The organism is Streptomyces sp. Tue6028 (assembly GCF_002300165.1).
GTDB classification, from domain to species: domain Bacteria; phylum Actinomycetota; class Actinomycetes; order Streptomycetales; family Streptomycetaceae; genus Streptomyces; species Streptomyces siamensis.
In genome coordinates this window covers 115,832-127,498 of record NZ_MLCE01000019.1, presented here as the reverse complement: position 1 = coordinate 127,498, position 11,667 = coordinate 115,832, and the positions used below count along the sequence as shown (strand labels likewise).

Genomic DNA, 11,667 nt, shown 5'->3' with positions numbered 1-11,667 from the left:
GTGATCAGCTCAGTCCTTGTCGCCAACCGGGGCGAGATCGCCTGCCGCGTCTTCCGCACCTGCGGCGAACTCGGGATCCGGACCGTCGCCGTGTACTCCGACGCCGACGAGAACGCCCTGCACACACGCATGGCGGACGCGGCGGTGCGGCTGCCGGGCGCCGCCCCGGCGGAGACGTATCTGCGCGCCGACCTGATCGTGAAGGCGGCGCTGAACGCGGGCGCGGACGCCGTGCACCCCGGCTACGGCTTCCTCTCCGAGAACGCCGACTTCGCGCGCGCCGTCCTCGACGCCGGCCTCGTGTGGATCGGGCCGCCGCCCGAGGCGATCGAGGCGATGGCCTCCAAGACCCGCGCCAAGCAGCTGATGGGCATCGAACCCCTCACGTCGGTGACGGACGGCGACCTGCCCGTGCTGGTGAAGGCCGCCGCGGGCGGCGGCGGACGCGGCATGCGGATCGTGCGGGACCTGGCCGACCTGGACGCGGAGCTCGCGGCGGCACGCGCCGAGGCACTGAGCGCGTTCGGCGACGGCGAGGTCTTCGTCGAGCCGTACGTGGAAGGCGGACGGCACGTCGAGGTGCAGGTCCTCGCCGACACGCACGGCACGGTCTGGGCGCTCGGCACCCGCGACTGCTCCCTCCAGCGCCGTCACCAGAAGGTCGTCGAGGAGGCGCCGGCGCCGGGCCTGGGCGACGAGCTCGTGGCCGAGCTGCACGCCTCGGCCGTGCGCGCCGCCCGCGCCGTCGACTACGTGGGCGCCGGGACGGTCGAGTTCCTGGTCGCGGACGGCCGGGCGTACTTCCTGGAGATGAACACCCGCCTGCAGGTGGAACACCCGGTGACGGAGGCCGTGTTCGGCATCGACCTGGTGGCGCTGCAGATCCGGGTCGCCGAGGGCGGCGCCCTGGAGGACGAGCCGCCCCGGGCGCGGGGACACGCGGTCGAGGCCCGCCTGTACGCGGAGGACCCGGCACGCTCCTGGGCTCCGCAGACCGGGGTCCTGCACCGCCTCGCCGTCCCGGACGGCATCCGCCTGGACACCGGATACGCCGACGGCGCCGAGATCGGCATCCACTACGACCCGATGCTCGCCAAGGCGGTCGCCCACGCCCCCACGCGCGCCGAGGCCGTGCGGAAACTGGCGGGCGCCCTGGAGCGGGCGACCGTGCACGGCCCGGTCACCAACCTGGATCTCCTCGTCCGCTCCCTGCGGCACCCGGAGTTCGCCGGGGCCCGCATGGACACCGGGTTCTACGACCGTCACCTGGACGAGCTGACCGAGCCCGCCCCCGACCCGTACGCGCCGCTCGCAGCGGCCCTCGCCGACGCGCACGGCCGGTCCCGGTTCGGCGGCTGGCGCAACGTGGCCTCGCAGCCGCAGGTCAAGCGCTACCTGATGGCCGGAACCGAGCACGAGGCGCGCTACCGCCACACCCGCGAGGGCCTCGCGGCCGACGGGGTACGCGTGGTGCGCGCCGACGACTCTCTCGTCGTCCTCGAAGTCGACGGTGTGCGGCGCGACTTCGCGATCGCGCGCCACGGCGACCAGGTCTTCGTGAACGCCACCGCGCTGACCGCGCTGCCGCGCTTCGGCGATCCCACCGCCCAGCAGGACCCGGGCTCACTGCTCGCGCCCATGCCCGGAACCGTCGTACGCGTCGCCCAGGGCCTGGCCGTCGGCGCCTTCGTACGGGCGGGCGAACCGCTGCTGTGGCTGGAGGCGATGAAGATGGAGCACAAGATCTCCGCGCCGGCCGCGGGCACGCTCACGGACCTGCACGCGGCCCCCGGCCTGCAGGTCGAGGTGGGCGCGCTGCTCGCGGTCGTGCAGCCGGCCCCGCAGGACGACACTCCGTAACGCCCCGGTCGGCGGCCCGCGCCGCCGCACCGCGCGCGACCCGGCCGGACCGCGCGAACCCGTCATGAACCAGCCGTACTTTCCGTCTTCAGGAGGCTCCATGAGTTCCGCCGTCGAGACCGAAGAGCACAAGGCACTCCGTTCCGCCGTGGCCGCCCTGGGCGCGCGCTACGGCCGCGACTACCTCGCCAAGGTCGTCGCCGACGGAGGGCACCCGGACGAACTCTGGTCCGAGGCGGCCAAGCTCGGCTACCTCGGCGTGAACCTGCCCGAGGAGTACGGCGGCGGAGGCGGTGGCATAGCCGAACTCTCCATCGTCCTGGAGGAGCTGGGCGCCGCCGGCTGCCCCCTGCTGATGATGGTCGTCTCGCCCGCCATCTGCGGCACCGTCATCGCCCGGTTCGGCACCGAGGAGCAGAAGCGGCAGTGGCTGCCCGGACTCGCCGACGGCACCCGCACGATGGCCTTCGGCATCACCGAGCCCGACGCGGGCTCCAACTCGCACCGGATCACCACCACGGCCCGCCGGGACGGCACCGACTGGGTCCTGACCGGCCGGAAGGTGTTCATCTCGGGCGTCGACATCGCCGACGCGACGCTCATCGTGGGCCGCACGGAGGACGCGCGGACGGGCAGCCTGAAGCCCTGCCTGTTCATCGTGGAGCGGGACGCCGAGGGCTTCGGCCGCCGTCCCATCGACATGGAACTGCACGGCGCGGAGAAGCAGTTCGAGCTGACCTTGGACGACGTGCGGCTGCCCGCCGACGCGCTCGTCGGCGACGAGGACGCCGGCCTGCTCCAGCTCTTCGCCGGCCTCAACCCCGAGCGGGTGATGACGGCCGCGTTCGCGATCGGCATGGGCCGGTACGCGCTCGCCAAGGCCGTCGGGTACGCGCGCGAGCGCACCGTCTGGAAGGCGCCCATCGGCGCCCACCAGGCCATCGCGCACCCCCTGGCGCAGTCCCACATCGAACTCGAACTGGCCCGCCTGATGATGCAGAAGGCGGCCTATCTCTACGACCGCGGGGACGACGTGGCGGCCGGGGAGGCGGCGAACATGGCCAAGTACGCGGCCGGTGAGGCCTGCGTACGGGCCGTCGACCAGGCCGTGCACACGCTCGGCGGCAACGGCCTCACCCGTGAGTTCGGCCTCGCCTCCCTGATTACGGCCTCGCGCGTGTCTCGTATCGCGCCGGTGAGCAGGGAGATGATTCTCAACTACGTCTCCCACCAGACCCTGGGTCTGCCCAAGTCGTACTAGGACCTGGCGAGCCGCTCTAGGAGGAACCGTGTTCCGCAGCGAGTACGCAGACGTCCCGGCCGTCGAGCAACCCATCCACGAGGCCGTCCTCGGCGGGGCCGCCGAGCGCGGCGACACGCCCGCGCTCGTCGACGGCGTCGACGGCACCACGCTCACCTACGGCCAACTCGACCACTTCCACCGTCGGCTGGCCGCCGCGTTCGCCGAGGCAGGCGTCCGCAAGGGCGACGTGCTGGCCCTGCACAGCCCCAACACCATCGCCTTCCCCACGGCGTTCTACGCGGCGACGCGCGCCGGGGCCTCGGTCACCACCGTGCACCCGCTGGCCACGGCCGAGGAGTTCGCCAAGCAGCTGCGGGACAGCGCGGCGAGCTGGATCGTGACCGTGTCCCCGCTCCTGGAGACCGCCCGCCAGGCGGCCGAACTCGCGGGCGGCGTACGGGAGATCTTCGTCTGCGACCAGGCGGCGGGGCACCGCTCGCTGATCGAGCTGCTCGGCAGCACGGCGCCCGAGCCCCAGGTGGACATCGACCCCGTCGAGGACGTCGCGGCACTGCCGTACTCCTCGGGCACGACGGGTGTCCCCAAGGGCGTGATGCTCACCCACCGGTCCATCGCCACCAACCTCGCACAGCTCTCGCCGTGCATGCCGATGGGCTCCGGCGACCGCATCCTCGCCGTGCTGCCCTTCTTCCACATCTACGGGCTGACCGCCCTCATCAACGCGCCGCTGAGGCAGGGCGCCACCGTCGTCGTGCTGCCGCGCTTCGACCTGGACACCTTCCTCGCGGCCATCCAGAAGCACCACATCACCGGTCTGTACGTGGCCCCGCCGATCGTCCTGGCCCTCGCCAAGCACCCGGCCGTCGCGCAGTACGACCTGTCGTCCCTGAAATACATCATCTGCTCGGCCGCGCCGCTGGACGCCGCCCTGGCCGCCGCCTGTTCGCAGCGGCTCGGACTGCCGCCCGTCGGCCAGGCGTACGGCATGACGGAACTGTCGCCCGGCACGCACGTCGTCCCCCTGGACGCCGAGAACCCGCCGCCCGGGACCGTCGGCAAGCTGATAGCCGGTACCGAGATGCGGATCGTCTCCCTGGACGACCCCGCCAAGGACCTGGGCGTCGGCGAGGCCGGCGAGATCACCATCCGCGGACCCCAGGTCATGAAGGGCTACCTCGGGCGCCCAGACGCCACCGCCGCGATGATCGACGCGGACGGCTGGCTGCACACCGGGGACGTCGGCCATGTCGACGCCGACGGCTGGCTCTTCGTCGTCGACCGCGTCAAGGAACTCATCAAGTACAAGGGCTTCCAGGTCGCGCCCGCCGAACTGGAGGCGCTGCTGCTCACCCACCCCGGCATCGCCGATGCCGCCGTCATAGGGGTCTACAACGAAGACAACAACGAAGTCCCGCACGCCTTCGTGGTGCGCCAGCCGTCCGCACCGGACCTCACCGAGGGCGAGGTCATGATGCACGTCGCCGAACGCGTCGCCCCGTACAAGCGGGTCCGCATGGTCACCTTCGTCGACGGGGTCCCCCGGGCCGCCTCCGGGAAGATCCTGCGCCGTCAGCTGCGGAGCCTTTCATGACCGTCGTGCACGCGGCCCACGACCGCGCCGTCACCACGCTGACCCTCGACTCGCCCGCCAACCGCAACGCCCTGTCGGCCGTCCTCGTGGGCGAACTCGCCGACGCGCTCACCCGGTGCGGCAAGGACGACGGCGTGCGCGCCGTCGTCCTCACCCACACCGGGAACACCTTCTGCGCGGGCGCCGACCTGCGCGACCCGCCGCACCCGGACGCCCTCGTCGGACTGCTGCGGCAGATCGTCGAGCTGCGCAAGCCCGTGGTGGCCCGGGTGACCGGCCATGTGCGGGCGGGCGGGCTCGGCCTGCTCGGCGCCTGCGACATCGCGGTCGCGGGGGAGGGGGCGAGCTTCGCCTTCACGGAGGTGCGCATCGGCGTCGCACCCGCCGTGATCTCCCTCACGCTGCTGCCCCGCACCGACCCGCGCGCCCTCGCCCGTCACTACCTGACCGGCGAACGCTTCGACGCCGCCGAGGCGGTCCGCACCGGTCTGCTGACGGCCGCGGGCCCCGACGCCGACGAGGTGCTCGCCCCGATCCTCGACGGGGTACGCCGGTCCTCGCCCCAGGCTCTCGCCGAGACCAAGGCGCTGCTCACGGCTAAGGTGCTGGAGACCTTCGACCGGGACGCGGCCGGGCTGACCGCGCTCTCGGCCCGGCTGTTCTCCTCCGCGCAGGCCGCCGAGGGGATGACCGCCTTCCTCGAACGACGGGATGCCGCATGGGTGGTGTGAGCACGACGGAACACGTCGGGCGTCTTCCGCATGTCCCCAAGCAGGACCGCAGCCGGGCCACCCGGCAGCGGCTCCTGGAAGCCGCCGTGGCCTGCCTCGCCGAACACGGCTGGGCGGGCTCGACGGTCTCCGTCGTCGCCGAGCGCGCCGGTGTCTCCCGGGGCGCCGCCCAGCACCACTTCCCCACCCGTGAGGACCTGTTCACCGCGGCCGTCGAGTACGTCGCCGAGGAGCGTTCCACCGCTCTGCGCGCCCTCTTCCCCGACGGCGCCGCCGACCGCCGGGTCGTGGTGGCCGCCCTCGTCGACCTCTACACCGGGCCACTCTTCCGCGCCGCCCTGCATCTGTGGGTCGCCGCCTCGAACGAGGACCAGCTGCGGACGCGGGTCACCGAGCTGGAGGCCCGCGTCGGCCGTGAGAGCCATCGCATCGCGGTCGACCTGCTGGGCGCCGACGAGTCCCGGCCCGGTGTGCGCGAGACGGTGCAGGGCCTGCTGGACATGGCCCGCGGTCTCGGCCTCGCCAACCTCCTCACCGACGACGCGGCGCGGCGGGCGCGAGTGGTGGAGCAGTGGGGAGCACTGATGGAGCAGGCGCTGGACTGAGGCCGCGGGCCGGAGCCCCGGGCCCTGGCCCGTCCCTCAGGGGCTGAGGCGCTCCACCCGCCAGCTGCCGTCCGGTTCGGCCACGTAGCGGAGCCGGTCGTGGAGCCGGTTCTCACGGCCCTGCCAGAACTCGACGGCCTGCGGGGCGACGCGGAAACCGCCCCAGTTCGGCGGCACCGGGACCTGCTCGCCCTCCGGGTACCGGGCACTCAACTGTGCGTAGGAGGACTCCAGTTCGTCCCGCGAGGCGATGACCGAGGACTGCTCGCTGGCCCAGGCGCCGAGCTGCGAGCCGTGCGGGCGGGTGCGGAAGTACGCCGCGGTCTCGTCCCGGGCGGTGCGGCGTGCCGTGCCGGTGACGATCACCTGCCGGGCCATGGGGTGCCATGGGAAGAGCAGCGAGACGTACGGGTTCTCGGCCAGCTCGCGGGCCTTGCGCGAGTCGTAGTTGGTGTAGAAGACGAAGCCCTGCTCGTCGTACTGCTTGAGCAGCACGGTGCGGGAGCTCGGCCGGCCGTCGGCGTCCGCCGTCGCGACGACCATCGCGTTCGGTTCGTGCACGAAGCCGTGCACCGCCGCCTGCGCGGCCTGCCGGAACCAGTGGCCGAACTGATCCATGGGGTGCGCCGCGAGATCGTCCTCGGTCAGGCCCTCGGCGCGGTAGTGCGCGCGCATCGCGGCGGGGTCGACGGCCAGCTCCTCCTCGGAGGGATCCGCGGCTTCGGCGGCACGCTGGACGAGAGGTTCGGCGGCGGAGTCGTCCGGGAAACGATCGTTCACGCGGTCATCTTGCCGTATACGCGGCCCTCCCCGGAGAGGAGTGTGGTTCATCACTGCGTGGCACTGAGTGCCGCGAACCCTCCCCAAAGGTGGCACCCGGGGATATCGTGCTGCTGCCGTTCCGGTTGGATGACCGCCAGCCGCACGGGGCATCACCGGGGTGAGACCGCTTCGGACCGCGAGTCGCAGAGGGCTGTTCGGGCGACTTCCGAGATCTTTCGGGAATCGCCCGGAGTCCTCGCCGCCGACCGTGGAACCGGACCGGCCGGTCGAACGACCATCGACCGTCGCCCTGTCGTACACGCCTGACACATGGTCGCGAACACACGTACACCCGTACGTGCCGTACACCCCCACAGCCATCTGTCGCACACGTCACGAGGAGCCGCCTGATGTCCGACTTCGTACCCGGACTCGAAGGAGTCATCGCGTTCGAAACGGAGATCGCCGAACCGGACAAGGAGGGCGGCGCACTCCGGTACCGGGGCGTCGACATCGAGGACCTGGTCGGCCACGTCTCGTTCGGGAACGTGTGGGGTCTCCTCGTCGACGGCGCCTTCAACCCCGGCCTGCCGCCCGCCGAGCCGTTCCCCATCCCCGTCCACTCCGGCGACATCCGCGTCGACGTGCAGTCCGCGCTCGCGATGCTCGCCCCCGTCTGGGGCCTCAAACCCCTCCTCGACATCGACGAGGAGCAGGCCCGCGACGACCTCGCCCGCGCCGCCGTCATGGCGCTCTCCTATGTGGCCCAGTCCGCCCGCGGCCAGGGCCTGCCCATGGTGCCGCAGAGCGAGATCGACAAGGCGCACTCCGTGGTCGAGCGGTTCATGATCCGCTGGCGCGGCGAGCCCGACCCCAAGCACGTCGCGGCCGTGGACGCCTATTGGACGTCGGCGGCGGAGCACGGCATGAACGCCTCCACCTTCACGGCCCGCGTCATCGCGTCCACCGGCGCGGACGTGGCGGCGGCGCTCTCCGGAGCGGTCGGCGCGATGTCCGGACCGCTGCACGGCGGCGCGCCCTCCCGCGTCCTCGGCATGATCGAGGAGATCGAACGCACCGGGGACGCCGAGGCATACGTCAAGAAGGCCCTCGACAAGGGCGAGCGCCTGATGGGCTTCGGCCACCGGGTGTACCGCGCCGAGGACCCCCGCGCGCGGGTGCTCCGGCGCACCGCCCGCGACCTCGGTGCCCCGCGCTTCGAGATCGCCGAGGCCCTGGAGAAGGCGGCCCTCGCCGAGCTCCACGCCCGCCGCCCGGACCGCGTCCTGGCGACGAACGTCGAGTTCTGGGCCGCCATCATGCTCGACTTCGCCGAGGTCCCGGCGCACATGTTCACCTCGATGTTCACGTGTGCCCGTACCGCCGGCTGGTCGGCGCACATCCTGGAGCAGAAGCGCACGGGCCGCCTGGTGCGCCCCTCCGCGCGCTACGTGGGCCCCGCCGCGCGCGGCCCGCAGGAGATCGTCGGATACGAGGACATCGCGCACTGAGAGGCGCCGGGCCCCACTCGCACGCCGGTCGTCACGCGGGGGTGAGCAGCTCTGCGTGATGACGGGCGGCGACCAGCGGGTGGGCGCGCAGCTTCCCCTTCAGTTCGTTGAAGCCGTACTCCGCGAAGAGCGGATTGTCCGGGTCCGTCGTCACACCGGGGGCGGCGGACGCGTACGGGAAGGGCAGCGGCTCGACCCGGGCGTCCAGCCGGGGGTTGTAGAAGAACGGCACCGAGAACCGCTCGGTGGCCCCGGCGGGACTCACCACCCGGTGGTTGGTGGCCAGCAGGTACCCGTTCGTGGCCACTTCCAGCAACTCGCCCAGGTTGACGACGAAGGCACCCGGCAGCGGCGGCACGTCGTGGAACAGCCCGTCCTCCCGCTGCACCTGGAGCCCGCCGACCTGGTCCTGGAGCAGCAGCGTCAGGAAGCCGTAGTCCTTGTGCGCGCCGACCCCCTGATCGGCGCCGTCCCCGGCGCTCCCGGGGTAGCGCACGAGCTTCAGGTGCGGATGGGCCCGCTCCCCGAAGACCGGGTCGTAGAAGCCGGCCGGTGCCCCGATCGCGGTCAGCAGCTCGTGCAGCAGCCGCTCGGCGACCGAGCTGAGCCGGTCGATCCAGGCGAGCGCCGCGGTGCGCAGCTCGGGCAGCGCGGCGGGCCACTGGTTCGGGCCCTGGAGCCACCAGTAGGCGGGCTCGCCGGGGCCCGGCACGTGCGGGGCCCGCTCGGCCCCTATGTCCAGCTGGTCGCGCCAGTCCCGGCTGCCGCCCGTGCGCTCGTCGCCGGTGCGGGTGTAGCCGCGGAAGTGCGGCGAGTTCAGGTTGTCGAGGGCGAGCCGGTCGGCCTCGGGGAGGGCGAAGAACCGGTGCATCGCCCGCAGCAGCGCGCCGGTCTCCTCCTCGCTCACCCCGTGCCCGACGAGCTGGAAGAAGCCCACGTCGTGGGCAGCGCTGTGCAGCTGCGCGTGCAGCAGGGCGCGGGCCTGGGGTCCGCGGTCGGCCGCGGACAGATCGATGATCGGAAGCTGCCGGGAGCCGTGCTGCGGCCCGGGCAGGCGGTGGTTCGGGGAAGACGTGTACGTCGTCATGAGGTGCGTCCGCAGGGTGTACGGGTGCCCGGGCGGCCGCCGGGGGTGGGGCGGGGGCCACGGGTGCCAAATGGAAGAGGAGGCCGTGCGAAGAGGGGCTGGGTCAGGCAGAGCGCCGACAGCCCATGCTCGTGACGCGCACGAAGTCCACGTGGCGGCGTCGAACGAGCATCGGAAGCATGGCCCAAGAGTACTGCGGGCCTTCGGATACGGGTGTGTCCTGCCTCACATCCCGTGAATTCGCCCGCGGGCGGGTGCGGAGCGCGGGTCCGGCGGCCCGGCGGACGCGGATGCCGGGCACGGAACGCCCCGTGAAACGCAGACGACCTGTGGGCTCGGGTCCCTCCGCCTCGCGGCGGAGGAGCCGGCCGGACGTACCGGCGAGCCCACAGGTCGGGTGACTGCTTGGGATTGGGGCCGGCTGCACGCTCGATTCACGTGCTGGTCCGGCACCGCACTGGATGTGGTGACGGGCCGCTAGCCCGCAGCCACCTCACGCGTCCGGTTTCCATACATCTGCCGAACCACCTCCCTTCTCGTGTGCACCACACACTAGGAACCGATCCCGCACGCTTCAACCGTTTTTTTGGAAAGTATCCGCGGCGCCCGTGCCGGGCGTTCCCGCAGGCCCGGTGCGGTGGCCGGGAAAGTCATGGGTTTCTGGGGCGGGCGGGACGGAAATCCGGCGTACAACGATTTCGTCCAATCTTTGGGGAAGGCGATGTGGGCTGGGTCACGTTCGAGTTGAATGATTGCCAGTGAGTGAACTGTCGCGCCGTACGTGCGGACACACAGCCTGCAGGGGGTCCAGGTGAGTGCTTCCCGGCGTAGTGGGACCACCGACGAGCTGGGGCCCGACGAGCCCGAGCGGGATGGTTCGGATCTGCTTGCCGCGCTGTTGGACGGGATGGACGCGGCGCTGTGCGCCTTCGACGCCGACGGTGTCGTCACCCATTGGAACCGCGAGGCCGAGCGCATCCTGGGCTGGACCGCCGCCGAAGCCGTCGGCCGGCACGGGTTCGCCGGATGGGCGGTGCGCACCGCGGACGCCGAGGAGGTCGAGGCGCGGCTGCTGTCCGCCATGGAGGCACCCGGACGGCAGGTCCACGAGTTCGCCCTGCTGACCAAGGAGGGCGGCCGGGTGCTGGTGCGCACCCAGTCCGCCGCCGTGCGCGGACCGGACGGCAAACCCGCCGGCGTGTACTGCGCCTTCAGCGAGGTGCACGCCCAGATCGACCTCGAACGGTCCATCGCGCTCAGCGAGGCGCTGTTCGAGGACGCCAGCTGGGGCGTCGTCCTCGTCGACGCCGACCTGCGGCCCGCCGTCGTCAACGCCCACGCCGCACGAGCCCTCGGGACCGGCCGTACGTCCCTGCTCGGACGCCCCCTCGGAGAACTGCTCTCCCAGGGCGTCGAGGACCTGGAGGGCGCGCTCACCCATGTGCTCGCCGAGGGTGCCCCGCCCGCGCCCGCCGAGATGTGGGTGAGCCTGCGGACCCCGGAGGGCGAGAAGCGGCGCTGCTGGCGCAGCGGGTTCCTGCGCCTCGCCTCACCGCTCGCCGAGGAGCCCGTACCGCTCGGCGTGGGATGGCTCTTCCAGGACGTGACGGAGGCCAAGCAGGCCGAGCAGGAGGCGGCTCAGCTGCGCTTCCGCGCCATCCAGCTGCACCGGGCGGCACGGGCCGCCGCCGAGTGCGAGGACCCGGCGGAGGCCGCCACCGTCCACCTCGACTTCTCGCTCGCCGGCTTCGCCGACCACGCGCTGATCGACCGGGTGGCGGGTGGCTCGCTGCGCGACGGGGAAGGCCCCGTCCGGCTCGTCAGGGCCGCCGCCACGCCCTCGGGGGCGCCCGGCCCGAGCATGCTGACCGGCAAGGCGGGACTGCCCGTGCGCTACGGGGACGGGCATCCCGCGCTCCAGTGCGTGGACCGCGCCGGGTCCGTACGGGCCAGCGCGGGTGCCGCCGGGACCGAGCAGGCACGCGAGTGGGCCGTGGCCCGCCAGTGGCCGCCGGACTCGGTGCACGCGCTGTGCGTCGTGCTGCGCAGCCGGGGACGGACCCTGGGCGTCGTGACGTTCCTGCGGGGCGCGGGACGCAGCCAGTTCGAGCGCGCGGACGCCACGTACGCGGAGGACGTGGCCGTACGGATCGCGATGGCGCTGGACCTGGAGGGACTGCTGGGGAGCGAGTAGGGCCCGGTCCCGCGGCACGGCCGGTGTGCGCCCGCCGGGACGAGGCGCTCGGCGCCCGAACC

At 72.6% G+C, this 11,667-nt stretch carries 9 protein-coding genes; 7 read left to right on the top strand and 2 right to left on the bottom strand.

Annotated elements, in window-relative coordinates:
* From BKI49_RS16575 to BKI49_RS16555, 5 genes are all read left to right on the top strand, one after another.
* A complete protein-coding gene (locus BKI49_RS16575; RefSeq protein ID WP_095935062.1) occupies positions 1-1,860 on the top strand; it encodes an acetyl/propionyl/methylcrotonyl-CoA carboxylase subunit alpha in 1,860 nt (619 codons plus the stop codon).
* 100 nt (positions 1,861-1,960) lie between these two features.
* The gene (locus tag BKI49_RS16570) at positions 1,961-3,121 is read left to right on the top strand and encodes an acyl-CoA dehydrogenase family protein (RefSeq protein WP_095935061.1); all 1,161 of its coding nucleotides are present in this window, start codon (positions 1,961-1,963) and stop codon (positions 3,119-3,121) included.
* 28 nt (positions 3,122-3,149) lie between these two features.
* Complete coding sequence (locus BKI49_RS16565; protein ID WP_095935060.1) at positions 3,150-4,715, top strand: 4-coumarate--CoA ligase family protein; 1,566 nt, start codon at positions 3,150-3,152, stop codon at positions 4,713-4,715.
* On the top strand, positions 4,712-5,446 hold the full coding sequence (locus BKI49_RS16560) for an enoyl-CoA hydratase family protein (RefSeq protein ID WP_095935059.1): 735 nt from the start codon (positions 4,712-4,714) through the stop codon (positions 5,444-5,446). Before BKI49_RS16565 ends, BKI49_RS16560 begins: the two co-directional genes overlap by 4 nt.
* Positions 5,434-6,051 (top strand): TetR/AcrR family transcriptional regulator, encoded by a 618-nt coding sequence (locus BKI49_RS16555; protein WP_095935058.1) that lies wholly within the window; start codon positions 5,434-5,436, stop codon positions 6,049-6,051. The genes BKI49_RS16560 and BKI49_RS16555 overlap by 13 nt, the downstream gene beginning before the upstream one ends.
* Positions 6,052-6,087: 36 nt before the next feature.
* Here BKI49_RS16555 and pdxH read toward each other — a convergent pair whose 3' ends face one another.
* Positions 6,088-6,726 carry a pyridoxamine 5'-phosphate oxidase gene (pdxH, locus tag BKI49_RS16550; RefSeq protein ID WP_257004846.1) on the bottom strand — a complete coding sequence of 213 codons (639 nt, stop codon included), beginning with the start codon at positions 6,724-6,726 and terminating at the stop codon, positions 6,088-6,090.
* Positions 6,727-7,223: 497 nt separating this feature from the next.
* Here pdxH and BKI49_RS16545 point away from each other — a divergent pair, with 497 nt between their 5' ends.
* Entirely contained in the window at positions 7,224-8,324 is a 1,101-nt protein-coding gene (locus BKI49_RS16545; protein ID WP_095935056.1) for a citrate synthase 2, read from the top strand.
* A gap of 31 nt (positions 8,325-8,355) precedes the next feature.
* On the opposite strand, the gene BKI49_RS16540 is transcribed toward BKI49_RS16545, so the two are convergent.
* Positions 8,356-9,411: an isopenicillin N synthase family dioxygenase gene (locus tag BKI49_RS16540; RefSeq protein WP_095935055.1), complete on the bottom strand. Its 1,056-nt coding sequence runs from the start codon at positions 9,409-9,411 to the stop codon at positions 8,356-8,358.
* 811 nt (positions 9,412-10,222) lie between these two features.
* Here BKI49_RS16540 and BKI49_RS16535 point away from each other — a divergent pair.
* Entirely contained in the window at positions 10,223-11,605 is a 1,383-nt protein-coding gene (locus BKI49_RS16535) for a PAS domain-containing protein (protein WP_095935272.1), read from the top strand.
* Positions 11,606-11,667: the final 62 nt, after the last annotated feature.